Consider the following 25,688-nt stretch of genomic DNA (forward strand, 5'->3'; position numbering starts at 1 on the left):
TCCCATCGACACGGGACTCCAGCTAGTCCTAGTCGGGCGTTGCGCAAAGCTTCTCTCCGGGCTTTGCGCCGCCATGCAGCGAGGGTTACTTGTCACCAATTATATTAAGCCCGCTTAGCACTTGCGATGTGCCGACGCGAATTTTGTTCAAACGGACTATCTATTGGCGATCATTGCATGGGGTGCATGATGTCTTGTCTGGCAAATGCGCTTAACTGCAAACAATCCGCGCGGCATCGCACAGAGCTTTTTAGGGTTTGCTTATATTTTTTTGCCTTTGGCTTTTCGCAAAGCGGCGAGTCATCCCCGCCTATGAGGTTGCGATAAGGCGCGTGCCGAGCGAATGAGGTCGTCAAGCATGAGATCGCGTTTCTCTGGATCGGTGTCGCGACTCGTCATGAAGCAGAGCGCCGCGACGGCCAAACCAGAACGATCGCGAACGGGCGCGGCCATGCAATAGCGAAACGTATGCGACAAGCCTGTCGTGCAGCAGAAGCCCTGCTCCCTTGCGCGTTCCACATCGGCGAGGAAGTCTGTGAAATTTACTCGCTTGCCGTTGTCCAGAACGAAGTCTTCATCAGGAATGAGCGCGCGAATTGCGTCGCCGCTCAAATGACCTAGCAGCAGCCTGCCCGATGCCGTCCAGGGAATGGGGACCTTAACGCCAATATCCGAACTGATATTGAAAGGTCGAGAACTGTTTTCTGAAAGCACGACCGTATATTTGTCGCCTTCGAGCATGCACAGTTGCGCGGTCTCGTCGTGGCTGCGCACGAGCGCGAGAATGGACTGATGCGCGCGGCTGATCAGATCGTTGTGCACCGCGTAATCGGAGCCGTAGTAATGCATCTCCCGGCCAAAGAAGATGCTGCCGTCGGGGCCCGCTTCCAGTAGACCCGCCTCGCTTAAAATTGCGACCAGTTCGTAGATGCTCGAACGCGGCGCGCCAGTCGCTTCGATCAATTCGCGCATCGCGAGCGGCCTGCGAGCTAGATGCAATTGCTTCATGATCGCCACGACCCGATCCACCCCGCGCGCACGCGACGTTTCCACTGTCGACATCGGCCGGGCTCCGCTCAATGATCCAGCACGCGATGCAGAAACTGCCGCGTGCGTTCGTTCTGCGGATTCACGAAGATTTGCTCGGGTGCGCCCTGCTCTGCAATCACGCCCTTGTCCATGAACACCACACGATCCGCCGTCTTGCGCGCAAAACCCATTTCGTGCGTGACCACGACCATCGTCATGCCATCGCGCGCCAGTCCGCGCATGACTTCGGTCACTTCGCCGACGAGTTCCGGATCGAGCGCGGAAGTCGCCTCGTCGAAGAACATGATGCCTGGCTCAACGGCGAGTGCGCGTGCAATGGCCACGCGTTGTTGCTGGCCGCCCGACAATTGACTCGGATAATGCGTCGCACGATCGGCGAGGCCGACACGGTCGAGCGCATCCATGGCGCGCTTCTTGGCATCGGCGGGACTCATTTTGCGCGCCTTGATGAGTGCAAGCGTGACATTGCCGAGCGCGGTCTTGTGCGGGAACAGATTGAACTGCTGAAACACCATGCCCACATGTCCACGAATTTCTTTAGCGCGACGTGCATCGTGCAGCGGCACCTGGTTGACCCAAACTTCGCCCGCATCCGCGGTTTCAAGGCCGCTCATGATACGCAACACGGTGCTCTTGCCGGAGCCCGATGCGCCGATCAAGACGAGCACTTCGCCAAGCCTCACATCGAGATTGATCTCCCGCAGCACTTGCGTGGCACCGAACGACTTGCTCACGCCCGCGAGGTTGATGATCGACGCTTCACTCATGACAGCACGCTCCTTCTACGGTCGTGACGGCGCACCCACTGCGACAGCGGAAAGCACACGATGAAATACAGTATGGCGACGAGGCCATAAATCTCGACTGGCTTGCCCACGCGATCGACGATCGCCTGGCCGCCGTGCATCAACTCCGACATGCCGATCATGCTAACGATCGACGTGTCCTTGATAAGCGAGAGATATTGCCCGACCAGCGGTGGCAAAACGATCCGGCCGGTCTGCGGCAAGACTACGGAGAAGAACGCTTGCGCTTTGGAGAGACCGAGAATCTGCGAGACTTCCCACTGTCCTTTAGGGACCGCCTCGATGCCTGAGCGAAATACTTCGGCGATATACGCGCCTTGATAAACGCTCAAGCCGACGACTCCGGCGGCAAAGACATCGATGGCATAGCCGAAGTAGGACACGCCGAAATAGATGAACATCAGTGTGATGAGCACTGGCGTGCCGCGGAAGAGTTCGGTGTAGAGCCTTGCAATCTTGTCGGTGCCCCAAGGCCCGAAAGAACGAAGCACGGCGGCCAGAAGACCGATCACCGTACCGCCCACGATCGACGCGGCCGACAAGGCCAGCGTCATCAAGAGCCCTTGCAAAAGGATCGACAGGCTCGTCGTCAATAAATCGCTCGACATGTCTCGCTCTCCGATTAAGTGCGCGCGGCAGGACGGCGCAGCATGAACGATCGGCGCGAAGGCTTCCTGATGACGAGCGGCGGGTGAAAGAGCCTCAAGCCAATCTGCCCTGCAGCCCAGGAAAGCAGGTTGCTGAGCACGAGATAGGCAAGAAGCGTGACCGTGAAAGTCTGTACGTAAAGCAGCGTACGCGAATTGATGACGGTCGCCGTACCGCTCAACTCGGGCAGTGCAATCGCGGAAAGCAGCGACGTGCCGAGCAAAAGCTGGATCAGGTTGTTGACGATAGCCGGATAAACAGCGCGTGCCGCTTGCGGCAAGACCACTTGCGTGAAGATCTGCGAGCGCTCTAGTCCGAGAATCGATGCCGCTTCGAGCTGACCCTTGGGCACCGACTGGATGCCCGCCCGAAACACTTCCGCCAGATAAGCGCCTACGTTCACCCCTAGTGCGATCACGCCTGCTGTATAAGCATCGAGCGTAATGCCAAGGGACGGCAAGCCGAAGAACACGATGAATATCTGCAGCAGGACCGGCGTGTTGCGGATGACTTCGATATAAACGCTTGCGATTCCGCGCAGCACGCGGCTCTTGGACCCGCTTGCAAGCGCCGTCAAAAGACCGAGCGCCATTGCCAGAATGAACGCCAGCAGCGTGATTTGCAGCGTGAGCCATGCGGCATGCAGGAAGTCGCTGAAATAGCCAGCAAGCGTCAACCATTCATAGCCCATAATTTTTCCTCACGTTGGACGTCACGCAACCGGCGTCACGGTCAAATTAATATTGCGGGTTGAGCGGGAAACGCGGCTCTTGCCCGAACCATTTTTTATAGAGCTGCGCGTTCTGCTTGGACGCGTTGATCTGGAACAGGAACAGGTTCAGATAGTTGAGCCAGACCTGATCGCCGGCCTTGACGCCGAACGCGTTGTATTCAAGCGGCACGAGGGCTTCGTCAGTGACGGTAAGTTCCTGATCGAGCGATGCCTGGTATGCGAGAAAGTTGTTGTCTTCGATCATCGCGTCAGCCTGGCCTTGCTTGACGGCGAGAATGGCGGCTTGCGAGCTGTCGAATTCCTGAATCTTCACCTGCATGTTGAGTGAGCGCACTTCGTCGCCGTTGGTCGAGCCTTTGACGGTGGCAATCGTGCGGTTGCTCATGTCCTTGATGGATTTGATCCCGCTCGATTTCTTGACCAGCAGCGCTTCACTCGCCACCACGTACGGATTGGTAAAGGCAATTTCCTTGGCCCGTTCGAGATTGCGAGTGAAATTGCAGAACACGACATCCACCTTACTCGTCTGCAGATTTGGAATGCGGTTGGCGCTGGTGGTGTTGACCACTTCGAGCTTTACGCCCATTTGCTTAGCGAGTTCCTTAGCGAGATCGACGTCGTAGCCGTCCGGCTGGCCGTCCTTGTTATAGAAACCGAAGGGCGCAAAGCTCAAGCAATCGCCTACGCGCAAGGTGCCGCGTTGCAAAACGGTCTTAAGCATTGAGCTTGCCGCCCCATCCTGCGCTGGTGCTTCGACTTTCGAACAGGCTGCCAACGCGACAAGGCCGGCAATTGCAACCCAACGAGCAAAGCGCGCGCTTTCTCCAACAAGTTTCATGTGTGCACCTCGCAAGAGGAACATTCGTTTGAGGCCTGTCCGATATATCGGACACGTATCCGACACGGCAGATGGGAGGCAAGTCTTCCACTAAAAAAAACTTGAGGCAAGCGGGTTTACGCGCGGATGGATTAGACGCTCGCAAAGAAAAAGGGCAGACAAATTTCTTTGTCTGCCCTTCGTGGTGGTTCAAGCGCTTGCTAAAGATCCAGCACCAGCACCCTGCTCGTCGCACGCGATACACACGCCGTGAGAAATTCGGTCCTTTCGTCGTCGCCGAGAATGCAGTCGTTGTGTTCGACTTCGCCTTCGAGATAGCGCACTTTGCAGGTGCCGCATAGACCTGCGCAACAAGAGGTTTCAATCGGTACGCCTGCCAGTGCCAACGCGTCTGCAATGCTTTCGTCCTTAGATACCTCGATCTCTTGTCCCGTACTCGCAATGCGCACGGTGAAACTGTCAAGTGCATCGTTGGCGGCTTCATCGTCGAGATTGCGCTCCGGCGCCTTGAAATGCTCGAAGTGCACCGTGCCGGTGGGCCAGTGTCCGGCGGCATCGGCGCATGCCTTCATGAAGCCGCCTGGGCCGCAGTAATACACATGCTCGCCTTCGCGCGGCGCGTCGAGCAACCGGCGCAGATCGAGGCCCGTGGCCGGGTCGCCGCCATCGAAATGCAGGTGCAGCTTTCCGCTTGCGCGCATCGATTCGAACTCGTCGGCAAACGCGGCGCAGCTTGCGTCCCTGGTGCAGTAATGCATCTCGTAGTCGATGCCGGCGTCGTCCAGTTCATGCGCCATCGCCTTGAGCGGCGTGACGCCGATACCGCCTGCGATCAGTAACACGCGACGCGCGCCATCGACGAGACTAAAGTTATTGCGCGGAAGACTCACCTTCACGATGTCCTGTACGCGCAGTTGCTCGTGCAGTGCTTTCGAGCCACCGCGTCCGCGCTCATCGCGCAGAACGGCAATCACATAGCGATGCCGTTCGCGCGGCGCATTGCAGATGGAATACTGACGGATCACGCCGCCTGCAAGATGGATGTCCAGATGCGCGCCAGCCGTGAACGGCGGCAATGCATGTCCCTCAGGGTCGACGAACTCATAGGAGTTGATGCCGCGTCCTTCGAAGCGGACTTGTCGCACCATCAATTGCAGCGTCTGTGCCTGGCGGTCGGTTGATATGGGTTGTGTCGACATGGTTGCGTCTCCTCGATCGATGAGCGGCGGGATTGCGAAAGCGCTCGGCATTGGTCAAAGCGCCTTCGCCATAAGCCGCTATTGCTTCATCGATTGCTCGAGTTCCTCGAGGCTTTGCCGCACGAAGTTAGCGCGCTCATCACCCTTCATCGTCTCGCTCTGCGCGAGAATGGCGACGATCTTCTTGGTGACGGCGCGACGACGCGTGACTTCTTCTTCAACGGTCTTGCCCTCGGGAATTTCGAACACGTTGCCCGAGCAGAAGCTGTTGGGCGAGCCGGCGTTCTCGCGAAACCAATCGGCGAAATTCTGCGCAGATGCCGCCGGGTTCGAACCGCGCACCGCATCGCGCAACATCTTGCGGAAGAGGAAGAGGCCCGCATCGAACTTCGTCGGATTCTCGAGCGCGTGCACGGCAATGGGCCGCTGCGAAATGATCGCTTCGTAATCGCCCGGTGCGTATTGCGCTTCCTTATAAGTCTCGCGCTCGCGATGGTTCGGCGGAATCGGTACGATATCTTCGATCTTGTACTTGCCGAAGCGCTCTGGACGACGCATGGCGACTTGCCCTTCGAGAAAGTCGATCGACTCGTAGCCGACCATTTCCTTCTTGCCCACACCGCGTGTGTCGATGCCCGGACCCATCACGCGCCAGCCGATCATCTTGCTGTTTTGATCGTCGACAGGCACGGTCCAGCGCACGATATGGAAGCGGCTAAAGAGCTTCTTCTTCGAACCGTCCTCCGACGTATAAGCATGCAGACTCAAGTTCGGCAGCACCTGATGCTGCACACGCACGAAGAGACGATCCTTGTTCACGCGGCGCGCGCCCGCGCAAGCGAGGCTTCGGCCTTGCTGCACCGGTTGAAAATGCATATCGGGAGCGACTTCCATCGAGGCCGCGCCGACTTCATCGAACGTCGTGCCCTGGAAGTTGCCATTGACGACGTTCTTGGCCGCATGCAGCGCGGTCGGGTGATAGTTGTCGGCGGCGTTGTCCTGCACTTGCAGCCAGTTGCAATGCTGGAAGTTGCTGTAGGGAACGAGTTCATCGCCGGGCAGCACCGTGTAGTCGCCTTCCCATTCAGGGAATGGCGGCTCGTTCTCGGGCGGCCCCATATAAGCGAACACCAGGCCGTTACGTTCGACGGCTTTATAAGCGCCTTGACGAATCGAACAGGCATACTTCTCGGCCTCTTTTTCTTCGCCCTTAGGGAACGGTACGTGAAGACACGCGCCATCCACATCGAACACCATGCCGTGATAGCAGCACATGATGCCGTGTTCTTGAATGGCACCGTACTCGAGCGATGCGCCGCGATGCACGCAATGCGCGTGCAGCACACCAATCCTTCCGCTGCCGTCACGGAACGCCACGAGCTCTTCGTTGAGGATCTTCAGGTAACGCGGAGTATCGGTCAGTTCGATCGACATGCAGATGGGATGCCAAAACGCGCGCATGTACTCGCCCATCGGCGTGCCGGGACCGGTCTCGGTCAACTCCGGATCGTGGCCCGGCACCTTGCTCGTGTAGTACCCGCCGAAGGGAATCAGCTTCTTGACGGCGGGCGTGGCGCCGCCACTGCTCTTCTGCCCTTCCAGCTTGTCTGATTTGATTGTCATGGAGAGTCTCGTCCTGATGTGGGGATGGATATGGTCCGCTGCTTTTGATAGTTGAAGTCCGAACTCCGGTTACCGAACTCCGTACTCTGTATACAAAGATTAGCGACGGACCGCTGCGTTGTCTCTATGGGTAAACGCGAATGTTGACTAGCATGCGTGGCTTCGTTCGTTGACCGCCGCACTGGCGGGCTGTAACCTTGTCGTATTCTGTATCCAGAGATTGAGCTCGACATCATGCCCGCCAAACTTCTCAAGCTTCAGGCCCGCACGGACTACGTGGACGAGGTCTACAAGGTCTTGCTCGATGCCATCAGTTCCGGCTCGCTCGCGCCTGGTACGCGCATCACGCAGGAAGAGATCGCCGAGCAACTCGCCGTATCGCGTTCACCCGTGCTGCAGGCGCTGCGGCTCCTAAAAAAAGATGGGCTCGTGCAGGACGCACCCGGTCGCGGTCTGCTCGTCACCCCGCTCGATCCCGCGTGGATCAGCCATCTCTACGAGATTCGCGGTGCACTGGATTCGCTTGCCGCACGCCTCGCGGCGGAACGTGGAGCGAAGCTCGACAAGTCGCTGATCGCGAACGGCCGGCGCGCGTCGAAAAGCGACGATGTCAAGGCGATGATCGATGCGGACATGGCGTTTCATGGCGCCATCTACGAAGCCTCGGGCAATCCGCTGATCGCCGATACCGCGCAGATGCATTGGGTACATCTGCGTCGCGTGATGGGCGCGGTCTTGCAGGCATCGGGACAGCGCAAGTCGATCTGGGATGAGCACGCCGCCATTGCGGCGGCAATCGCGGAAGGCGACGCGCAACGCGCATCCGAACTCACGGATCTCCATACCGCGAACGCGCGCAAGAATCTGGTCGAGCGTCTGGGTCTTGTACTGAATGAACAGAGGCAGGCGGAAGCAACGTGAACATGAATCGGCATCGCGCGAGAAAGCCCTGCATTTGCAGGGCTTTTCGTGTTGAACTGCTTTCATCGGTCCGTGCGACGGCGGCTATTCACCAACGCAGCCGGTATCGTAAAGACCATGAGGGCGCCTATCACGCAACTTACCGCAAGACCGAGCACACCATTGCCGGTCGAACCCGAATGCGTTTGGATGATGCCAATCAGCCACGGGCTCACGACACCCGAGATGCTGCCCACCGAATTGGCAAGCGCGAGCCCTGCGGCTGCCGCACCGCCGCTGAGAATCGCAGGCGGCAAGACCCAGAACTGCGAGATGGTCGTGACCACGCCCATGGTCGCAATTGTGAGCGCGATCATGCCGAAGAAGGTCGAGTGCGCATACACCACGCTGAAATACAGACCGATTGCGCCGACAATGCCCGCGCCCGCCAGATGCCAGCGACGCTCTCCGAGCTTGTCCGAGCTATGACCGACTGCCAGCATGGCGATGGCGCCGGCCGCATATGGAATTGCCGTCAGGAGACCGATGTTGAGCGGATCGGAAACGCCGCTTGCCTTGACGAGCGTCGGCAGCCAGAAGCTCACGCCGTAGAGGCCCATCGTGAAGAAGAAGTAAGTCACGCTCAGCAGCAGCACCTTGGGATGCAAGAGGCCATCCTTCACGGAATGCAGTGCATGTGCGGGCTTCTCATCGCGAAGATTCGCTTCGAGCATGGCCTTTTGCGAGTCACTGAGCCACTTTGCATCGGCGACTTTATCGTCGAGATAAAAGAACGCGATGATGCCAAAGAGCGCGGTCGGAATGCCTTCGAGCAGAAAGAGCCATTGCCATCCCGCGATACCGTGCATGCCGCCCATATGACTCATGATCCAGCCCGACAGCGGTCCGCCAACGACGCCCGACATCGGAATGCCAGTCATGAAGAGCGCGGTCACCTTGCTGCGCCGCGAGGCCGGAAACCAGTACGTGAGGTAGAGCAGGATGGCTGGAATGAAGCCAGCTTCGGCCACACCGAGCAAAAAGCGCATGATGTAGAAGCTCGTCGGGCTGGTCACGAACATCATGCCGGCGGAGATGACGCCCCACGTCACCATGATGCGCGCAATCCAGCGTCGAGCGCCTACGCGCAAGAGGATCAGATTACTTGGTACTTCGAACAGAAGATAGCCGATAAAGAATACGCCCGCCCCGGCTCCATAGACCGCTTCGCTGAAATGCAGATCATTGAGCATCTGCAGCTTGGCAAAGCTCACGTTGATGCGATCGAGATAAGCGCAGAGATAACACACGAAAAGAAATGGCAGCAGGCGCCATGTCACCTTTGCATAGGTGGACGATTCGTCGCCCGCCAGGTACGCAACCGGACTATGGGAACTCATTGTTGTGTCTCCGTTGTGGGGCAGGTGCGGCGTCGCATGAATCGCGTGCCTCTTGCCGGTGTCGTGGCCTTGAACGACCGTTATGGATATGTCTCGACGGCTTCCATGTTCGTGGCGCGCACAACGAAAGACAAACGATGCCTGTTCATAGAACCATGACACGCATTCATGCATAAGGAATTGCCATGAGGCGCATCCCCAACTTCGTTCTCTTGCGCGCATTCGAGGCGGCCGCGCGGCTGGAGAGCTTCACGCTTGCCGCAAGCGAACTGCACCTCACGCAATCGGCCATTAGCCATCAGGTGAAGGAGCTGGAGCAGTACTTCGGCAGGCCGCTTTTTCATCGACGCAACCGGCGGGTCGAGACGACCTCCGAAGGACGCCGGCTTCATGAGAGCCTTGGACGCGTGTTCGATGTGATCGAGGCCGCGTGTGGTGAGGTCGCGCTCGAACCCCAGGCGCAAGTGCTAGCCGTGCACTGCGCGCCGAGCTTCGCGGCGAAGTGGCTCGCGCCCCGTCTGCCCGAGTTCATGAGCGAGCATCCGATGGTGACCATTCGCCTGTCATCGGATGCGGAGCCGGCCGATCTCGCGCGCGTGCGTGAAGTCGATGTCGCGATCTCCTATGGCTTCGCGCATGAGCGTCCCGGTGTGATCACGCGCGCGCTCGGAGCGGAGCGCATCGTGCCGCTTTGTTCGCCTGCGCTCGTGCGCGACGACGTGCCCGTTGCCGAGCAGATCCGCAAGCTGACGCTCATCGACTCGCAACTCAGCCGCGTGACCTGGCCGGGATGGTTTGCATTGAACGAACTGGAAATGCCGCGCGGGCCGAGACCATCGTTCGACCGTGCCGCACTCGCGATATCGGCGGCGGCGGATGGCATGGGTGTCGCGCTGGAAACGACACGGCTCGCCGAACGCGAGCTTGCGCGTGGCGATTTGATTGAACTCGGGGCAGGCATCTTCGCGCCGCTTGCAAGAGAAACGCACTTCCTTTCCTATCGCGTGACCGAGCGCAATGTCGAAAAGGTGAAATGCTTTCGCGACTGGGTGCTGATGAAAGCAGGCCTCGACGAAACCGTCGAAGCCTGAGTGAATCGAGCCGCTTGTTTCAGGCTGCGATAGCCTGCTTCTCGCCTTTTTCCTCGATTGCTCGCGCATGTTCGAAAACGCGCTCGCGTTCACGCGCAACCAGCGCCCGTTTGCGCGCGAGAGTTTGTCGCTGATACTTCGGGTCGCCCATCAAGGTGACGTACTCGCTGTATCGATGCCTGAGATAACGCTGGAAAAACTCAGCGCCGGGCAGGCCGCAATCGAGCGCCATGAGCACGCCGTAGTCCATATCCCTTAGATCGGCCAGGGCGCTTATGGCCGTTTCAAGCGCGGCGTAGCGTTCTGCGAGCGGTAAGCCTTTACCGCATAACGCGTGAAAGCGTTGATAGGGAAATACACAGCCATGCGACGCGCAGCGCCGCAAAGCTCTCGCAAGCCGTAGACTCAGTTCGGTTTCCACATGCCCTCCCTGTCTGTTGCGCGGATCGCAAGCGCAAGATTTCGCCGCCATTATTCGAGCGATCGAGAATGGCGAACCTTTGCCTGAAAATCATTCTTTAAGCCAAGAAAACGCGCGGCATTCACTTCGGGCCGAATTTTTTCGCGATTAGAACGGCGAAAAAATACCATGCAGGCATTTGCACTGGCTTACGGAAATAAGCTTGACACGCAATATCCCATAGTGTGCGTGCCCGTTACCAAAGATCGAGATGGAAAGCACAACGTTGTCGATTACCAATGCGCCTGAAGAAAACCAGGCGCAAAAAAGACTTAATAAGGTAACGGGTGACCGCTTTGACACTCGGAGCGCTAGTTTAAACATGCAGATGCAGTACATGCTAGCAAACATATTGTCGAATACCAAGAAAACTTTTGCCGAGGAAAGTACTAATGGCTTACACGAAAATGTCATCCGGAATGTTTTGCTTGCTGCATCTTAGACGCGTGCGCCAAGGTTCATGATTATGCGGGGAATAAGACGAAGGCCGGGGGTCTGCTTTAGAAACTCACCGGACTAAAAACGTCACCAATGTCAACCGCCGCAGGCGATCTTAAGGATGGTTTAAGGGTTCCGGGCTAAAACCATCACGAAACACGTTCAGTCAAGCAAGGTCCACGCGGATGGTCAAACCGGGCAACGCTCAAAGCGCTTTGCTTCAGGCTTAAGAGCGTAGGTGATGACCGTCCCATTTGGCCCGGCAGCGATGCCGGGCTCTTTTTTAAGCGTTTTTATTCGATGGGTCGGGCAACTGCGGAGCATGCTCGCCGCTCCTGGCACTGCTTGCGGGAAGCTCGAAGCTAAACGCCGCGCCCGCTTGATCCAAATCGATGAGTCGAATCTGGCTGCCATGCAACTGAAGCATGCGCTGCACGATCAGCAAGCCAAATCCGCCGCGATGCCTGCCTCCCGAAGCGAAAGCGCGCTGAAAGAGCACGCCGCGCACGTTGGCTGGAATGCCGGGACCTGTATCGCTTACCGTGACTTCCACGTGGCCGTTTGAATGTGCAAGCCTAACCGTGACCGTACCGCCTTCCGGCGTGTGATGAATCGCGTTGTCGAGCAAATTCGTGAGGATTCGCTCGATCATGCCAAGATCAGCCGATACATTGGGCAGGCGCGGCTCGATATGCGCATCGAGTCGCACTTTGCGCGCATCGGCGGGCAGTTCGAATTTCTCGAACACATCTTGCAGCAGATCGGCGAGCGAGAACGACTCCGCTTCGGGATGCACCATGCCGTGTTCAAGCCGCGCTAGTTCAAAAAGCGATTGCGCGAGATGCCCGACCTTCGCGCTTTGCGCAAGTGCGATCGACAGATAACGGCGGCGGTCCGTGTCGGCAAGAACATCGGCCTTGAGCGAAAGCGTTTCCAAGTAGCCATGCAAGGAAGAAAGCGGCGTGCGCAAGTCATGTGAAATATTGACGACGAGTTCGCGTCTTTCACGATCCTGCCGCTGCAATTCGCGCCATTGCTCGCCAATGCGCGCGGCCATTTGGGCAAAGGCGCTTTCGAGCACCACGATTTCGTCCCGCTCGTTCTCGCGTGCCGCCACGTGCGACAGTACAGGCGATGGCTCGGCCGATGCCCCGCTTGCGTCGAACCTGCGCATGGCATCGGTTAAGCGGCGCAACGGACGCGTAATGAGCCCGAAAGCGATCACGCCCGCAACGAGTCCGAGCAAGGTCACGAGTCCCATGGACAGAAGCGTGGTGCGCAAGACCGCGCTCGCCGAGGCTTTCGCCGCAAGCTCGTCGTGCTCTTCGCCAAGCAAAACCACATAGACATAACCGAAAGGCGGCTTGCCGGGCGTGGCAAGCGGCGCGGCGCTAAAGACTTTGCGCTTGTCGATGCTGCGTGGATCGTCGCCCAGAATAGGGAGCGGCGCGCCATTGATCAGACGATGCACGGGCGCAAGATCGACACGATCGCGCTTCAGATGACCGGGAGGCGCATCGTCGGCACGAACGCGGCCTTCGTTGTCGAGCAGATAGACTTCGACGCTCGGGTTCACCACCATCAACTGGCTAAAGAGACGGCGGACGGCGGGCGCGTCGATATCGCCTGCGTCCATCAGCGCGCCATCGTGGGCAATATGCGCTGCGAGCCCGCGCGACAGGCTCTGAATGACTTCCTTCTCGCGCAAATCGCTTGCGCGAATCTGCAACCATGCCGATGCGCCGCAGCATGCAAGCAGCAGCACGCAAAACACAGCGAAAAGCCGTTGCGACAGGGTGAGCTTCATGAACTTCACGATGCGCTGTCCGTCGCGAGTTTGTATCCGCGTCCCCAGACGGTCACGATCCGGGCAGGCTCGGTGGCATCTTTTTCGACCTTGGCGCGCAAGCGGTTGATATGCGTATTGACCGTGTGCTCATAGCCTTCATGCGCATAACCCCAAACCGCATTGAGCAGATCCATGCGGGAAAATACTTTACCGGGATGCTGGGCGAAGTAATAAAGCAAATCGAATTCGCGTGGTGTCAGTTCTATGCGCAGCTCATCTACCCACGCTTCGCGTGCAAGCGGATCGATAGCGATACCCGCGACCTCGAGACGGCCTGTATCCAGGCGCGAATTCTTGGCGACTGCATCCACGCGACGCAAAAGCGCCTTCACTCGCGCCACCAGTTCAAGCACCGAAAAAGGCTTGGCAAGATAATCGTCCGCACCGAGTTCGAGACCGAGAATGCGATGCACCTCGCTGGAACGCGCGCTAGTAATGATGATCGGGGTATAGCGCGTCATGGCGCGCGCACGCCGGCAAATTTCGAGGCCATCCACGCCGGGCAGCATCAGATCGAGAATCAACGCATCCCACCCGCCTTGTTCGAGCAAGCGCAAGCCCTCGGCGCCATCCGCGGAATGCACGACCTCATAGCGCTCGTCGCGCAGATGCAGGCTCAGCACATCGGCGATATGCATGTCGTCTTCCACGATCAAAATGCGTTTAGGCTGGTCCATGAGGAAATGCAAAAGAATTAAAGCGCTAGCCCGGATATTGTGCAGAAAAGCGGCGCGGCCAAGTATCACATTTAATTTAACTTTCGGTGAGGACTCGGTAAGCCGCGCACGCCTAAGATGGGGCTCATCTGATCGAGCGAAGGAAAAGACATCATGCTAAACCGCCGCCGCTTTCTGCTGACAGGCACCGCTGCCGCAGCCGCGTTTGCGTTGACGGGCCGTCTGCGTGCGCTGGCCGCGCCTTCGCCGCAAGAAAAGTTCGAAATCTCGCATAGCGACGACGAATGGCGTCGCATGCTCGATTCCATGCAATACGACGTCCTGCGTCGCGAAGGCACCGAGCGGCCCTACACGAGTCCGTTGAATGGCGAGCATCGGGCCGGCACTTTCTCGTGCGCGGGTTGTGCCCTTGCGGTGTTCTCTTCAAGCACCAAATTCGAAAGTCACACCGGATGGCCGAGCTTCTGGGCGCCGCTCGATCACGCTATTGCCACGCGCCAGGACGGCTCGTTCGGCGTCTTGCGCACCGAAGTGCATTGCCGCCGCTGCGGTGGACATCTGGGCCACGTGTTCGACGATGGACCTAAGCCGACCGGTCTGCGCTATTGCATGAACGGCGTCGCGATGAAGTTCACCGCTGGCGCTGCTTGATTGGCCACCTCAACGCTTATTAACTTTCTAAAAAGACACGACCATGCTGCTCATCGTTCTTGCCTATCTCGGCGGCGCGCTGACGATACTCAGTCCGTGCATCCTGCCTGTCCTTCCCTTCGTGTTTTCTCGCGCGGATCAGCCGTTTGCTAAAAGCGGCTTGCCGTTGCTGCTCGGCATGGGCATCACGTTCGCGTTGGTGGCGACGCTCGCCGCGCTTGGCGGCGGCTGGGCCACGCAAGCAAATCAATATGGACGCTGGGCCGCCATCGCACTTCTCGCCGTGTTCGGACTTGCTTTACTGTTGCCGCGCCTGGCCGATCGCATCATGCATCCGCTCGTCAGCGCCGGTAACCGACTGACGGCTTTCGCCCAGCGCGGCGATGGCAAGGCGAGCTTCGGCGGCTCGTTCCTGCTTGGCATCGCAACGGGTCTTCTGTGGGCACCGTGCGCAGGTCCCATTCTCGGACTCGTGTTGACGGGTGCCGCATTGAACGGCGCAAGCGTAGGCACCACGCTGCTCCTGCTCGCTTATGCCGCGGGCGCCGCGACTTCGCTTGCCGTGGCGCTGCTCATCGGTGGCCGCGTATTCGCCGCGATGAAGCGCTCGCTCGGCGCGGGCGAATGGATACGGCGCGGCATCGGCGTCGCGATGCTTGCAGGCGTCGCCGCTATCGCATTGGGCCTCGATACGGGCGTGCTTGCAAGGGTATCGACAGTAGCGACCGCGGGCATCGAACAAAAGCTGGTCGACCGGTTTTCGCCTCGCAATAACGCCATGAAAGCCGCTAATACCACTGCCGATGCCGATGCACCGCGCATGATGCGCGCGAGCGCGGCGCCTTCGACTGCGCCGACGGCTTCGTTGCCCGTGGAAGGCACGCTGCCCTCACTCGATGGCGCGGTGCAATGGCTCAACACGCCGCCGCTCACGAAGGACGCGCTGCGCGGCAAGGTCGTGCTCGTCGACGTGTGGACGTATTCATGCATCAATTGCCTGCGTACCTTGCCTTATGTGAAGGAGTGGGCAAAAAAGTATCGTGACCAAGGGCTCGTGGTGATCGGTGTGCATGCGCCTGAGTTCGCATTCGAACGAAATGTCGACAACGTGAAGAAAGCCGTGCATGACCTGGGTGTGGACTATCCGGTAGCCATTGACAATAATTTTGCGATCTGGCGCGCGCTCAACAACGAATATTGGCCGGCGCATTATTTCGTGGATACCGAGGGCAAGATCCGCTATCACCACTTCGGCGAGGGCGACTATGCGCATTCGGAAGAGGTGATCCGCCAGTTGCTGGCGGAAGCGGGTCACGGTAATGCGCCCGTGGCGAAGCAGCCCGACACCAACGAAGATATCGCGGCACAAGGCGCGATGATGCAAGCCGATAACGCGGACGTGCGCTCACCCGAAACTTATATTGGCTATGCGCGCGCCGAGCAGTTCATGTCGCCTGGCGGCCAGACGCAGGATCGTGTGCATGACTATGCCCCGCCCAAGGCGCTCGATGTGAACGACTGGGGTGTTGCCGGCCCGTGGAAGATCGGCTCCGAGCACGCGACGCTCGCGGGCAAGTCGGGACGAATCGTTTATCGCTTCCATGCGCGCGATCTGCATCTCGTGCTCGGGCCTTCGCCGGATGGCAAGCCCGTACGCTTTCGCGTCAGTATCGACGGCGCGCCTCCCGGTGCTTCGCATGGTAGCGATGTCGCAGCCGATGGAAGTGGTACCGTGACGCAAGAGCGCCTTTATCAACTCGTGCGGCAAGCGGGGCCTGTCAAGGACCGCACGTTTAGCATCGAATTTCTGGATTCGGGTGTCGAGGCTTATGCCTTCACCTTTGGTTGATTCATCGAGGAGCCATCATGGCGAATAAATTCAGCAAGACAGGCAAGGCCCTTAGCGTGGCTGCGCTGGCTGCAGGTGCTTTCGCGTTGCAGCAAACCGCGCATTCGAGTGAAGACGCCAAGGTCATTCCTGCACCCGCGCATGACGAGAGCGTAGGCGCCACCCACACGGAGACGGCGGTATTTGCCGGCGGTTGCTTCTGGGGCGTGCAAGGCGTGTTTCAGCACGTGCGTGGCGTTAAGGAAGTCGTCTCGGGCTATACGGGCGGCAATGCCGATACCGCTCAATACGAGCGCGTAAGCGAAGGCGATACGGGCCATGCGGAGTCGGTGCGCATAACCTACGATCCTGCCGAAGTGACTTATGGCCGGCTCTTGCAGATTTTCTTTTCGGTCGCGCATAACCCGACCGAGTTGAATTATCAGGGACCGGATCACGGCACGCAATATCGCTCGGCAGTCTTTCCGCAAAATACGACTCAGCGCGATGTCGCTACCGCATATATCGCGCAACTCGATGCGGCGCATGTTTATTCCGGCAAGATCGTGACTCATGTCGAGAATTACAAAGGCTTTTATCCGGCCGAGGCTTACCACCAGAATTACTTGACCGAACATCCGGAAAGCACGTATATAGCGATTAACGATCTGCCTAAGGTGGGAAATCTCAAGCAATTATTCCCGCAGGCTTATAGAAACGACGCGGTGCTCGTGGCGGTCGCATCGAAATAAACGTCTTAGCACGGTGCGCGCGTTTCGAGCCAGGCGTTGACGTAATCGAGAACGGCAGGCATATTCCGCCTGCCGAAGCCAATGCGAAAATGTGCGTCGCCGTAATCGAGCAAGGTCGAAGGAAGCAGCAGCACGCCCGTGTCCTGCAGCAACTCGGCGCAAAAACTGCTGGCGCGCTCCTGACTGAGCCGCACGAAGCCGATCGTGCCCGCACGCGGCCGATGCCATTCGAAATTCATGGCGTGGCGTGCCATGAATTTATCAAGCACCCGTAGATTTTCACGGACGATAGAGATATTCCGCTCGATGAGCGTGTCCGAATGACGCGCGGCGATGGTTGCAAGATACTCGCTCGGCGCGCTGTTACTAATCGTCAGATAGTCCTTGAAGGCGCTCATGCGTTGCAGCACTTGGGCGCTTTGCGTTGCAATCCAGCCGATGCGCAAGCCCGCCAGTCCATGCGTCTTCGATAACGCACCGAGCGTGATTGCACGCTCGTAGACATCGCATGCGGCGGGAAGGCGGTCGGCACAGTCATGTTCGAGGCCGCGATAGACCTCATCGCTGAAGAGCCACAGTCCGTGCTTGCGCGCAAACGAAACGGTAGCGTCGAACACCTCGCGCGATGGCAGATACCCGGTCGGATTGTTCGGCGAGCAAAGGACGATGGCGCGCGTTTGCGGCTTCAGCAGCGCTTCGAGATCGGCCGGATCGAGCGCCCAGCCGCCCGCTTCGTTTGCTCGCCACGGCGATACGCTTACGCCCAGCGCTTCAACCACCGAGTAATGCGATTGATAGCCGGGCATGTGCACGATGACATGATCGCCCGCCTCAAGCATCGTGTTCATGAACGAAAAGATCGCTTCCTGAGCGCCCGTATGCACGATGATCCCGCTTGCATCCATGCACTCATACATGGCCGCCAGCTCGGTTCGCAAGTCCGGTGCGCCCGGATATTCCGTGTAGCCGAGCCAGGTATCGAACAAGCCGTCGCTTGCTTGCGGTTCGAGCGCGAGCAGGTCACGCACCGACATCGATTCGGGATCGGAACTGCACAGCAAATGCCGTGCGGTGAATTCGTGCTGTGCGAAGTAACGTTCCAGCTTGAAAGGTGTGGGATTCATGGCGTGGGCTTGATCATGGTCGACGAAAGCCGTAGTCTCTCGCAGTAAAAGCCCATGAAGCCAGCTAATCTTTCTAAGTTCGATTAAGGAACGCTAATGCTCGACTACGCCTCGCTCGATGCCTTGCTCGCGGTCGTTCGCACCGGTTCGTTCGAGCGCGCGGCAGCGTTATTGAGCGTCACGCCTTCGGCTGTCTCGCAGCGCGTGAAGTTGCTGGAAGAACGCGTGGGCAGCCTGCTCGTGCGACGCGGACAGCCGTGCGAGGCAACCTCCTCAGGCGCGCTATTGTGCCGCCATACCGAACGCGTGCAATTGCTCGAAGCCGAACTGGGCGGTCGCATGCCCACACTACCCGGCACGACGAGCGGGAGCCGCGCCAGGCTGCGCATCGCGGTGAACGACGACAGCATGAGCACATGGTTCATCGACGCCACCGCTGACTTCTGCATCGAACATGCGCTGTTGCTCGATGTGGTCGTGGACGATCAGGATCACACCGCAGAGCGTATCCGTGCGGGCGATGTACAAGGCGCCGTCACCACGCAAGCCGATGCCGCACCGGGCTGGCGGTCGGTCAAGCTTGGTCGCATGCGTTATCGGGCTGTGTGTTCGCCCGGTTATTTCAAGCGCTATTTCGCGGAAGGACTGACACGCGAGGCATTGCGTCGCGCGCCGTGTGTGAATTTCAACGAGAAGGACGAATTGCAAAAGCGCTTTGTTCGCCGCGTTGTTCGTGCCGATATTGCACCGCCCGCGCATTTCGTTCCGCACGGCGAAGGTTTCCTGCGCGCGTGCACGTCGGGACTTGCATGGGGCATGTGCCCGCAGCAGCTGGTCGAGTCGCGGCTCGAAAGTGGCGAACTGGTCGAGCTATCGCCGGGGACGCGACTCGATATCGATCTTTACTGGCAAAGCTGGCGCTTGGCCTTAGGCTGGCTCGACGACTTCACCGCCGAGCTACGCGCCCGGGCGAAGTCGTCGCTGAGTTGAGTCTTAAGTGCCCTGCTTTTCGATGGAATCGACACGGTCGGGATAGAACGCGAGATGGTCCTTGATACCGGCGACGGCGTCGTAGGGTTGCTCGTAGGTCCAAACGGCGTTGACGCCTTTTTCGCCCAGGCTCGTGATGCTGTAGTAGCTGCAAACGCCTTTGTAAGGACAGTACGTCTCGTGTGAAGTGCGCGTGAGTTGCGACATGTCGGCGTCATCGCGCGGCAGATAAAGCACCTCGCCATATGAAGCTTCGCGCAAAGATAGCGCTTTGCTGGTATCGACGATTACGCGGCCGCCCGCCTTCACAACGACATGCGCGGGACTGGGCTGGACAGTAATCGGATGATCGGGACCGGGAATCTTGACGGTACGTTCCATGGCTTCTTCCTGCCGTTTTCGAGGAGAAAGCCATGGTAGCGCGGTTGTATGAACCGCGCAGAAACGGACGGCGGTAGCGCCGTTAGAGCGCTACCGCGAGCATCGCTTAGTGGCCGAAATAGGTCGGCTTGGAGCCGTCGTTATTTACGGGCGGCATGGCGCGCGAGCCGGTGGATGCGCGGTAATAATCCGAGCCGCCATAAGCGCTATCGTTGGCCGACGCTGCACCATTCTGGCGCGCGGCGCGGCCTTCGGCGGCCTGTACATCGGCCGGATACGTCGTGCGGTCGCCTGCCGCGGGGTTATAGCCCGCCGCTTCGACCTGCTGCAGGTCTTGCTTGACTTGCGAGCGCGTCACGGCCGAATTGGTGTCCGATTGAGCGAAAGAGAGAACCGGCGCCACCACAACGGCAGCAACGGCCACGACTTTGATAATCGACTTCATGGTGAACCTCCGGGAGTTGTAGCGCTGACAGTTCTGCGCCCGCTACATTTGAGCATCAGGCGTGCCTGGCTCCCTTCGGCATTCAATCTGCCTTGCTCTCCACGAGCTTCACCAAGACATGCAGCATGCGATTAGCCGGCGTCGCCACACCGAGCGCATCGCCACGTCGCACGATCAACCCGTTCAGATGGTCGATTTCGCTGCGCTTGCCGCGCATCACGTCCTGAGCCGTCGACGAAAATTGGTTCGGCATGGTCTCCGCAATACGGCGCACGGCCGCATCCACATCGCCAGGTAAGGTCACGCCTTCGGCACGAGCGACGGCCGTGCATTCATCGACGATATCGCGCATGACGCGCGTCACGCCCTCGCCCTTCACAATGCGTCCATAAGGCAATTGCGAAAGCGCTGAAAGCGCATTGTAGGTGCAGTTCAAGACGAGTTTGACCCACAGCGCGCCGCGCACGTTGTCGGAGATGTCGGTGGGCACGCCAGCGGCCACGAAGGCGTGCGCGACTTCTTCGCTCGTACTTGATGGCTCGATCACCAGTTCACCACGCCCGTGGTGCTTCATATGTCCTGGCCCTGCCATTTCGGACGCGACATAGACCACGGCCGCCGCCACTTCTTGCGGCACATACTCACGCAAGCGCTCGGCGTTCTCGACGCCGTTTTGCAACGACAAAACCAGCGCATCGCGTTCGAGATGCGGTTTGAGTAACGCGGCGGCGCTTTCGGTATCGGTGGACTTCACGCAGAACAGCACGAGCTTCGCTCCTCGCACTGCGCTCGCTTCGGTGCTTGCCGCAATCTGCACACGTTCATCGAAGGTTTGTGTTTCGAGACGCAGACCATCGCGCGTAATGGCCTCGACGTGCTGCGGCCGCGCGATCAGCACGACCTCATGACCCGCGCGCGCGAGCATGCCGCCGTAATAGCAGCCCACTGCGCCTGCGCCCATGACGGCTACTTTCATGTCCTTTCCTCGCTCTGTTGCGTTGTCGTTGACCGGTGACGCCGAGCAAATGCAGCGTCTATCGGTTCGGAAAATAACACATCGGCAAGCGTTGGCGTTCCATGTCGATACATGGCGGCAAGCCACTCGAATGCTTCGCAGACCGCATCGAGCTTGCCGACACGCTGTTCCTCGCAAACGCTTGCGCGAAAAACACTGTGTGCGGACGCACTATAGTCAGTCGTTTTCGTGATGAACCATATTGTTAAAACGTATGTGCGGGAGATACGCTCCGTCAAGCGGATCGACGATGCTGTTCATAAAAGGACGACCGCTACGGGATGGCTGATAACGGGGAGACCAGGTTGCGGCGAAGAAGCCGTGATCACCCAACGAAGAGTGGTACCGAGAGCAGAAACAAAAAGCAAAGCGGCAAGCCGCTCGGCGACGGGCGAGGCGCGGCAGAGGCTTGGGCGTTTTCACGAGAACAAAAACATGAATCATGGATATGAAACATCGCTCGTCAAGCGCGTGGTGAATCAGCTTGTCGCGAGCATCGTCAGCGGGGAATACAAGGACAACGTATTGCCTCCGCAAGTGATTCTTTCGAAGAAGCACGGGGTAAGCCGGACCATCATGCGCGAGGCGCTCAGCATTCTGATCTCGCGACGCATGCTCGATGTGCGGCCCAAGACCGGCACGCGTATCAAGCCCGCGAAAGAATGGCTCGTGTTCGATGAAGAAGTCGCCGACTGGCGTTTGCGCGCCATGCCCGATCAGGAATGCATGCGCCGTCTGATCGAGTTTCGCGCACTCGTCGATCCGCCCGCTGCCGCGCTCGCCGCCATACGCGCGAACCGGCATCAGCGTATTGGCATCAACGCGGCCTTTCAGCGGCTCGTCCATGCAGGCCCTTCGGAAAGCCTGCAATCTTCCGCTGAGGAAGCGTTGCAAGCCGCCATCATCGAAGCGAGCGGCGACGAACTGCTGCAGCAAATGGGTTGCGTGGTGCGCGTCGGCATCCGTGCGATGAAGGCAACCGTTCGCACGCAGACTGTCTCCACCGATGCGCAACTCGGCGATTATGGCAAGGTCGTGCGTGCCATCGAGACCGTCGATGGCGACGGCGCGCGCTCCGCCATGTCGCAGGTGCTTTCGCGTGCGGCGTCGGTCTGGCTGGAAGAGACCGTCTGAGGCACTGCAGGAACTTCGAAAGCCGTTGCCTTCCCGTGGACCGTATCTTGCGCGCGATTCGTGCGGCGTACATACGGCGTCGGCGTGACTACAATGGGTGAATGCCCTTTTCACGCTGAGCGTTCCATACTGGAAACACGGAGGCAAACATGGCGGAACTCGATAAGGAAGCAGTCGTCGGCGTGCTCAACCGGATTCTCGAATCCGAACTGGCGGGCGTCGTGCGATACACCCACTACTCCTTCCTGGTCTTCGGCTTCGGCCGGATACCGATCGTCTCGTGGCTGCGCGAACAGGCGGACGAATCGTTACTGCATGCGCATCAGGCGGGCGAATGGATCACCACGCTCGGGGCCTATCCGTCGCTTGAAATCGGTCCGTTGCTCGACAACCATACGTTCGATATCGCGACCATTTTGCGCGAATCGCTGCAATCGGAAAAACTCGCGTTGGATCTGTATCGCGATCTGCTGAAGATCGTGGAAGGTCGGTCGGTCGCGCTCGAAGAATATGCGCGACAGATGATTCAAACCGAGGAACTGCATGCCGGGGAAGTGGACAAGATGTTGCGCCGTCCCGGTGAAGTGGATACCGCGCCCGAACGGAGAACGGGACACGCATAAAAGAAAACGCGCCGGCCGCATCCACATGCATGCAGCCAGCGCGGTGTCGGCTCGTGTGCTTATTTCGGCTGCGCGACCGTGCGCAGATATGGCTTGAGCGTCTTGAAGCCTTCCGGATACTTTTTCTTGGCGTCATCGTCCGACACGGAAGTCGGGATGATCACGTCTTCGCCCGGTTTCCAGTTCACCGGCGTGGCGACCGTGTGCTTCGCGTTGAGTTGCAGTGCGTCGAGCAGGCGCAGCACTTCGTCGAAGTTGCGTCCCGCGCTCATCGGGTACGTAAAGGTTGCCTTGATCTTCTTGTCCGGACCGATTAGAAACACCGCGCGAATGGTCGCGTTATCGACCGCGGTGCGCGGGCCACCGCCGCTCGCGTTTGGATGAATCATGTCGTAAAGCTTCGCGACATTCAGGTCCGCGTCGCCGATCATCGGATAGTTGACGGCCGTGCCCTGCGTTTCCTCGATGTCCTTCGCCCATTGCGAATGGTTCGTTACCGGGTCGATGGAAAGGCCGATGACCTTGGTGTTGCGCTTGTCGAACTCGGGCTTGAGCTTTGCCATGTAGCCGAGCTCGGTAGTGCAGACAGGCGTGAAGTCCTTCGGATGCGAGAACAGAATGGCCCACTTGTCACCAATCCATTCATGGAAATGAATCGTGCCTTGGGTGGTTTCCGCGGTGAAATCGGGGGCTTCGTCGCCAATGCGGATGGACATGTTTGATCTCCGTGTTGAAGTAATTCGAAGCGCGTCCCGCTCGTCGTAATGACCGTGACGAAACGGCTTTCGATACGAATGCGCAATTCACTCGATGATTATAGTGTGCTTGCGATTCTCCTCGCGCGGCGGCCGATGGTCGCTCATCGACGTTTTCAAGCTTTGGTTATCTGTGCGCGAGCAAAGGCGTCCCAATCGAACGGCGAACGTGCGTTCCTTAAGTGTTTATCACGAGACGATATAAGCTAATAACCGCTTCAAGCCTGGCGGCTCTCGTGATCGCGCGCTTCCTCGGCGCTTTCGTAGATATAAGGCGCGACGCCGCGACGCTTGAGCGCATCGCCGAGTTTCATGCGCAGGAAACTGCTCGTGGTATAGCGCGTGACGCCGTCGTAGTGGTCGCCCACGAGTTTCGTCACCATCTCCGAATAGGCATCGAGCATATCGGGGCGAATCGAGAAATTGTCGTAGTTGACAATGGCATGTGGGCGCACCTTTGCGTTCGCTAGTTGCTTGGCAACTTCGCGGCGAATAGCTTCGACATCGCCAAGATTCTTCACTTCGTGCCCTTCGAAATTGATGAAGAACAGGTTCTTGCGCGCGTCGTAGCTGAAGCGCTCCGCGAGGTTCAAACCGAGCAGCGTGTCGCGCAATCCCATGGGCGTATCGCGGAAAATGCGTTCGTCCATGAGGCGCGGCGGCGCGTCGATCACCGGCGTAAAACCCATCTGCGCGACGATGTCCCGCTCGATATCTACACCGGGCGCCACTTCGATCAGCGCGAGCCCGTCTTGCGTCAATTCGAACACGCAGCGCTCGGTGATATACAGCACCGTCTGCCCGCGCTCGAACGCATACCGGCCGCTGAACGTGCGATGCTCCACGGCATCGACGAACTTGCGGCAATCGCCTTCGCGGCGAATCACGAGCTTGCCGTCTTCCAAGCCGACATCGAGCTTGCCTGCGTTGAACGTGCCGACGAACACGACTTTCTTCGCCGCCTGGCTGATATTGATGAAGCCGCCCGCGCCCGCGAGTTTCGGCCCGAACTTGCTCACGTTCAGATTGCCGTCGCGGTCCGCCTGCGCAAGGCCGAGGAAGGCGATATCGAGTCCGCCGCCATCGTAGAAGTCGAATTGATACGGCTGATCGATGATTGCCTGCGTATTGGTCGCCGCGCCGAAATTGAGCCCGCCCGCGGGAATGCCGCCGATGACGCCGGGTTCGGTCGTCATCGTGAAGAGGTCGATGACCTGCTCTTCGTTCGCCACGCTTGCAATGCCCTCCGGCATGCCGATGCCGAGATTCACCACGCTATTGGCCATCAATTCGAACGCGGCGCGCCGCGCGATGATCTTGCGCTCGGTCAGCGTCATGGGTGCAACCGAACTTGCCGCAACCCGCAGTTCGCTCGAATAAGCCGCGCTATAGGGCTCGCCGAAGGTCTGCCAGTGATTGTCGGAGCTCGCCACCACCACGCAATCGACCATGACGCCGGGAATCTTCACCTGCCGCGAGTTGAGGGTATTGGACTCCGCGAGCCGCTCGACCTGTGCGATCACGATACCGCCAGAGTTGCGCGCGGCCATCGCAATGCTGAGCGCTTCGAGCGTGAGCGCTTCCTTTTCCATCGTGACGTTGCCGTTGAGATCGGCGGTGGTGCCGCGCACGATGGCGACATCGATCGGGAAGGTCTTGTAATACAGATACTCCGCGCCGTCGATCGACATGACGCGCACGATATCTTCCGTGGTGCGCGCGTTGAGCTTGCCGCCGCCATTGCGCGGATCGACGAAAGTGCCGAGGCCGACCGTGGAGAGTTGCCCCGGCCGATGCGCGGCAATATCGCGAAAGAGCTGTGAAATCACGCCCTGCGGCAGATTGTAAGCTTCGATGCGGTTATCGATGGCGAGCTTCTGCAACCCCGGCACGAGTCCCCAGTGACCGCCGATCACGCGCTTGACGAGCCCTTCGTGCGCGAGATGATTGAGGCCCTTGCCACGGCCATCGCCCTGACCTGCCGCATACACGAGCGTGAGATCGGCAACCGGTTCGCTGCCCTCGGCGTGATCTTCGAGAAAGCGCGCTTCGAGCGCAATCGCCACTTCCTCCGCGAAGCCGATACCGACAAAGCCGCTCGTCGCGATGGTGTCGCCCGCATGAATCAGGCGCACGGCCTCGCGCGCGGTGACGATCTTGCCGCGCTCGACAAGCCGCGTGGACGAGGGAAACGGATGGCGTGTCGGTGCGCTGCTGGCGGTCATGGCGTCTCCTCGCTTGAGTCTTTCCCGGCGCGCGTCAGTGTTCGCGCGCGCGC

25 protein-coding genes are annotated in these 25,688 nt (G+C 59.1%); 8 read left to right on the plus strand and 17 right to left on the minus strand.

What is annotated here, in order from left to right; translation table 11 throughout:
• Positions 1-300 precede the first annotated feature (300 nt).
• The 7 genes from NCR40_RS16990 to NCR40_RS17020 form a co-directional block, all read right to left on the minus strand.
• A complete protein-coding gene (locus NCR40_RS16990; RefSeq protein WP_250510051.1) occupies positions 301-1,062 on the minus strand; it encodes an IclR family transcriptional regulator in 762 nt (253 codons plus the stop codon).
• Positions 1,063-1,076: 14 nt separating this feature from the next.
• A complete protein-coding gene (locus NCR40_RS16995; RefSeq protein WP_244829671.1) occupies positions 1,077-1,817 on the minus strand; it encodes an amino acid ABC transporter ATP-binding protein in 741 nt (246 codons plus the stop codon).
• Positions 1,814-2,464, minus strand: coding sequence for an amino acid ABC transporter permease (locus NCR40_RS17000; protein ID WP_244829670.1), 651 nt, complete (start codon positions 2,462-2,464; stop codon positions 1,814-1,816). Before NCR40_RS17000 ends, NCR40_RS16995 begins: the two co-directional genes overlap by 4 nt.
• Before the next feature lie 14 nt (positions 2,465-2,478).
• Positions 2,479-3,195: an amino acid ABC transporter permease gene (locus tag NCR40_RS17005; protein ID WP_244829669.1), complete on the minus strand. Its 717-nt coding sequence runs from the start codon at positions 3,193-3,195 to the stop codon at positions 2,479-2,481.
• A gap of 46 nt (positions 3,196-3,241) precedes the next feature.
• Complete coding sequence (locus NCR40_RS17010; protein ID WP_250510052.1) at positions 3,242-4,075, minus strand: ABC transporter substrate-binding protein; 834 nt, start codon at positions 4,073-4,075, stop codon at positions 3,242-3,244.
• A 200-nt stretch (positions 4,076-4,275) separates the two neighbouring features.
• On the minus strand, positions 4,276-5,274 hold the full coding sequence (locus NCR40_RS17015; RefSeq protein ID WP_250510053.1) for a PDR/VanB family oxidoreductase: 999 nt from the start codon (positions 5,272-5,274) through the stop codon (positions 4,276-4,278).
• Positions 5,275-5,352: 78 nt separating this feature from the next.
• Entirely contained in the window at positions 5,353-6,897 is a 1,545-nt protein-coding gene (locus NCR40_RS17020; protein WP_250510054.1) for a Rieske 2Fe-2S domain-containing protein, read from the minus strand.
• 234 nt (positions 6,898-7,131) lie between these two features.
• Here NCR40_RS17020 and NCR40_RS17025 point away from each other — a divergent pair, with 234 nt between their 5' ends.
• On the plus strand, positions 7,132-7,818 hold the full coding sequence (locus NCR40_RS17025; protein WP_244829665.1) for a GntR family transcriptional regulator: 687 nt from the start codon (positions 7,132-7,134) through the stop codon (positions 7,816-7,818).
• A gap of 62 nt (positions 7,819-7,880) precedes the next feature.
• Here the strand turns inward: NCR40_RS17025 and NCR40_RS17030 are convergent, their stop codons facing one another.
• On the minus strand, positions 7,881-9,197 hold the full coding sequence (locus NCR40_RS17030; RefSeq protein WP_244829664.1) for an MFS transporter: 1,317 nt from the start codon (positions 9,195-9,197) through the stop codon (positions 7,881-7,883).
• A 185-nt stretch (positions 9,198-9,382) separates the two neighbouring features.
• On the opposite strand from NCR40_RS17030, the gene NCR40_RS17035 reads away from it, so the two are divergent.
• Positions 9,383-10,288: a LysR substrate-binding domain-containing protein gene (locus NCR40_RS17035; protein ID WP_250467058.1), complete on the plus strand. Its 906-nt coding sequence runs from the start codon at positions 9,383-9,385 to the stop codon at positions 10,286-10,288.
• Positions 10,289-10,307: 19 nt separating this feature from the next.
• Here the strand turns inward: NCR40_RS17035 and NCR40_RS17040 are convergent, their stop codons facing one another.
• The 3 genes from NCR40_RS17040 to NCR40_RS17050 form a co-directional block, all read right to left on the minus strand.
• The gene (locus NCR40_RS17040) at positions 10,308-10,538 is read right to left on the minus strand and encodes a hypothetical protein (protein ID WP_250510055.1); all 231 of its coding nucleotides are present in this window, start codon (positions 10,536-10,538) and stop codon (positions 10,308-10,310) included.
• 931 nt (positions 10,539-11,469) lie between these two features.
• Positions 11,470-12,993, minus strand: a complete 1,524-nt coding sequence (locus NCR40_RS17045; protein WP_250510056.1) for a sensor histidine kinase — start codon at positions 12,991-12,993, stop codon at positions 11,470-11,472.
• A 5-nt stretch (positions 12,994-12,998) separates the two neighbouring features.
• Positions 12,999-13,712: a response regulator transcription factor gene (locus tag NCR40_RS17050; protein WP_244829660.1), complete on the minus strand. Its 714-nt coding sequence runs from the start codon at positions 13,710-13,712 to the stop codon at positions 12,999-13,001.
• Positions 13,713-13,865: 153 nt separating this feature from the next.
• On the opposite strand from NCR40_RS17050, the gene msrB reads away from it, so the two are divergent.
• Genes msrB through msrA form a run of 3 tightly spaced genes read left to right on the plus strand, consistent with a single transcriptional unit; the run spans position 13,866 to position 16,943 of the window.
• A complete protein-coding gene (gene msrB / locus NCR40_RS17055) occupies positions 13,866-14,363 on the plus strand; it encodes a peptide-methionine (R)-S-oxide reductase MsrB (RefSeq protein ID WP_250467066.1) in 498 nt (165 codons plus the stop codon).
• Between the two features lie 43 nt (positions 14,364-14,406).
• The gene (locus tag NCR40_RS17060; protein WP_250510057.1) at positions 14,407-16,212 is read left to right on the plus strand and encodes a cytochrome c biogenesis protein DipZ; all 1,806 of its coding nucleotides are present in this window, start codon (positions 14,407-14,409) and stop codon (positions 16,210-16,212) included.
• A 17-nt stretch (positions 16,213-16,229) separates the two neighbouring features.
• Positions 16,230-16,943, plus strand: coding sequence for a peptide-methionine (S)-S-oxide reductase MsrA (gene msrA, locus NCR40_RS17065; RefSeq protein ID WP_250467070.1), 714 nt, complete (start codon positions 16,230-16,232; stop codon positions 16,941-16,943).
• Positions 16,944-16,948: 5 nt separating this feature from the next.
• Here msrA and NCR40_RS17070 read toward each other — a convergent pair whose 3' ends face one another.
• Positions 16,949-18,067 carry an aminotransferase class I/II-fold pyridoxal phosphate-dependent enzyme gene (locus NCR40_RS17070; protein WP_250510058.1) on the minus strand — a complete coding sequence of 373 codons (1,119 nt, stop codon included), beginning with the start codon at positions 18,065-18,067 and terminating at the stop codon, positions 16,949-16,951.
• Positions 18,068-18,163: 96 nt separating this feature from the next.
• On the opposite strand from NCR40_RS17070, the gene NCR40_RS17075 reads away from it, so the two are divergent.
• On the plus strand, positions 18,164-19,057 hold the full coding sequence (locus NCR40_RS17075) for a LysR family transcriptional regulator ArgP (RefSeq protein WP_250510059.1): 894 nt from the start codon (positions 18,164-18,166) through the stop codon (positions 19,055-19,057).
• Between the two features lie 3 nt (positions 19,058-19,060).
• On the opposite strand, the gene NCR40_RS17080 is transcribed toward NCR40_RS17075, so the two are convergent.
• The 3 genes from NCR40_RS17080 to NCR40_RS17090 all read right to left on the minus strand — a co-directional run bounded on the left by NCR40_RS17080 (position 19,061) and on the right by NCR40_RS17090 (position 20,859).
• Entirely contained in the window at positions 19,061-19,438 is a 378-nt protein-coding gene (locus NCR40_RS17080) for a DUF427 domain-containing protein (protein ID WP_250510060.1), read from the minus strand.
• 106 nt (positions 19,439-19,544) lie between these two features.
• The gene (locus tag NCR40_RS17085) at positions 19,545-19,883 is read right to left on the minus strand and encodes a DUF4148 domain-containing protein (RefSeq protein WP_244829652.1); all 339 of its coding nucleotides are present in this window, start codon (positions 19,881-19,883) and stop codon (positions 19,545-19,547) included.
• 82 nt (positions 19,884-19,965) lie between these two features.
• The gene (locus NCR40_RS17090; RefSeq protein WP_244829650.1) at positions 19,966-20,859 is read right to left on the minus strand and encodes a ketopantoate reductase family protein; all 894 of its coding nucleotides are present in this window, start codon (positions 20,857-20,859) and stop codon (positions 19,966-19,968) included.
• Between the two features lie 474 nt (positions 20,860-21,333).
• On the opposite strand from NCR40_RS17090, the gene NCR40_RS17095 reads away from it, so the two are divergent.
• Both NCR40_RS17095 and NCR40_RS17100 read left to right on the plus strand, forming a co-directional pair.
• A complete protein-coding gene (locus NCR40_RS17095) occupies positions 21,334-22,032 on the plus strand; it encodes a FadR/GntR family transcriptional regulator (RefSeq protein ID WP_250510061.1) in 699 nt (232 codons plus the stop codon).
• A 149-nt stretch (positions 22,033-22,181) separates the two neighbouring features.
• Entirely contained in the window at positions 22,182-22,655 is a 474-nt protein-coding gene (locus tag NCR40_RS17100; RefSeq protein WP_244829647.1) for a ferritin-like domain-containing protein, read from the plus strand.
• Positions 22,656-22,714: 59 nt separating this feature from the next.
• Here the strand turns inward: NCR40_RS17100 and NCR40_RS17105 are convergent, their stop codons facing one another.
• Both NCR40_RS17105 and NCR40_RS17110 read right to left on the minus strand, forming a co-directional pair.
• Positions 22,715-23,371, minus strand: coding sequence for a peroxiredoxin (locus NCR40_RS17105; RefSeq protein WP_244829646.1), 657 nt, complete (start codon positions 23,369-23,371; stop codon positions 22,715-22,717).
• A gap of 257 nt (positions 23,372-23,628) precedes the next feature.
• The gene (locus tag NCR40_RS17110) at positions 23,629-25,635 is read right to left on the minus strand and encodes an acyl CoA:acetate/3-ketoacid CoA transferase (protein ID WP_244829644.1); all 2,007 of its coding nucleotides are present in this window, start codon (positions 25,633-25,635) and stop codon (positions 23,629-23,631) included.
• Between the last annotated feature and the right edge of the window lie 53 nt (positions 25,636-25,688).

It is taken from the genome of Caballeronia sp. GACF4 (assembly GCF_023631025.1).
Lineage (GTDB): Bacteria > Pseudomonadota > Gammaproteobacteria > Burkholderiales > Burkholderiaceae > Caballeronia.

Bases quoted from the DNA above. Each gene is read 5' to 3' on its own strand.
- NCR40_RS16995 (WP_244829671.1), bottom strand. From the start codon at position 1,817: ATGAGTGAAGCGTCGATCATCAACCTCGCGGGCGTGAGCAAGTCGTTC.
- NCR40_RS17080 (WP_250510060.1), bottom strand. From the start codon at position 19,438: ATGGAACGTACCGTCAAGATTCCCGGTCCCGATCATCCGATTACTGTC.
- NCR40_RS16990 (WP_250510051.1), bottom strand. From the start codon at position 1,062: ATGTCGACAGTGGAAACGTCGCGTGCGCGCGGGGTGGATCGGGTCGTG.
- NCR40_RS17045 (WP_250510056.1), bottom strand. From the start codon at position 12,993: ATGAAGCTCACCCTGTCGCAACGGCTTTTCGCTGTGTTTTGCGTGCTG.
- NCR40_RS17035 (WP_250467058.1), top strand. From the start codon at position 9,383: ATGAGGCGCATCCCCAACTTCGTTCTCTTGCGCGCATTCGAGGCGGCC.
- NCR40_RS17095 (WP_250510061.1), top strand. From the start codon at position 21,334: ATGAATCATGGATATGAAACATCGCTCGTCAAGCGCGTGGTGAATCAG.
- msrB (WP_250467066.1), top strand. From the start codon at position 13,866: ATGCTAAACCGCCGCCGCTTTCTGCTGACAGGCACCGCTGCCGCAGCC.
- NCR40_RS17025 (WP_244829665.1), top strand. From the start codon at position 7,132: ATGCCCGCCAAACTTCTCAAGCTTCAGGCCCGCACGGACTACGTGGAC.
- NCR40_RS17100 (WP_244829647.1), top strand. From the start codon at position 22,182: ATGGCGGAACTCGATAAGGAAGCAGTCGTCGGCGTGCTCAACCGGATT.
- NCR40_RS17070 (WP_250510058.1), bottom strand. From the start codon at position 18,067: ATGAATCCCACACCTTTCAAGCTGGAACGTTACTTCGCACAGCACGAA.
- NCR40_RS17000 (WP_244829670.1), bottom strand. From the start codon at position 2,464: ATGTCGAGCGATTTATTGACGACGAGCCTGTCGATCCTTTTGCAAGGG.
- NCR40_RS17075 (WP_250510059.1), top strand. From the start codon at position 18,164: ATGCTCGACTACGCCTCGCTCGATGCCTTGCTCGCGGTCGTTCGCACC.
- NCR40_RS17090 (WP_244829650.1), bottom strand. From the start codon at position 20,859: ATGAAAGTAGCCGTCATGGGCGCAGGCGCAGTGGGCTGCTATTACGGC.
- NCR40_RS17005 (WP_244829669.1), bottom strand. From the start codon at position 3,195: ATGGGCTATGAATGGTTGACGCTTGCTGGCTATTTCAGCGACTTCCTG.
- NCR40_RS17020 (WP_250510054.1), bottom strand. From the start codon at position 6,897: ATGACAATCAAATCAGACAAGCTGGAAGGGCAGAAGAGCAGTGGCGGC.
- NCR40_RS17110 (WP_244829644.1), bottom strand. From the start codon at position 25,635: ATGACCGCCAGCAGCGCACCGACACGCCATCCGTTTCCCTCGTCCACG.
- NCR40_RS17050 (WP_244829660.1), bottom strand. From the start codon at position 13,712: ATGGACCAGCCTAAACGCATTTTGATCGTGGAAGACGACATGCATATC.
- NCR40_RS17015 (WP_250510053.1), bottom strand. From the start codon at position 5,274: ATGTCGACACAACCCATATCAACCGACCGCCAGGCACAGACGCTGCAA.
- NCR40_RS17010 (WP_250510052.1), bottom strand. From the start codon at position 4,075: ATGAAACTTGTTGGAGAAAGCGCGCGCTTTGCTCGTTGGGTTGCAATT.
- NCR40_RS17085 (WP_244829652.1), bottom strand. From the start codon at position 19,883: ATGAAGTCGATTATCAAAGTCGTGGCCGTTGCTGCCGTTGTGGTGGCG.
- NCR40_RS17105 (WP_244829646.1), bottom strand. From the start codon at position 23,371: ATGTCCATCCGCATTGGCGACGAAGCCCCCGATTTCACCGCGGAAACC.
- NCR40_RS17030 (WP_244829664.1), bottom strand. From the start codon at position 9,197: ATGAGTTCCCATAGTCCGGTTGCGTACCTGGCGGGCGACGAATCGTCC.
- NCR40_RS17060 (WP_250510057.1), top strand. From the start codon at position 14,407: ATGCTGCTCATCGTTCTTGCCTATCTCGGCGGCGCGCTGACGATACTC.
- NCR40_RS17040 (WP_250510055.1), bottom strand. From the start codon at position 10,538: ATGGACTACGGCGTGCTCATGGCGCTCGATTGCGGCCTGCCCGGCGCT.
- msrA (WP_250467070.1), top strand. From the start codon at position 16,230: ATGGCGAATAAATTCAGCAAGACAGGCAAGGCCCTTAGCGTGGCTGCG.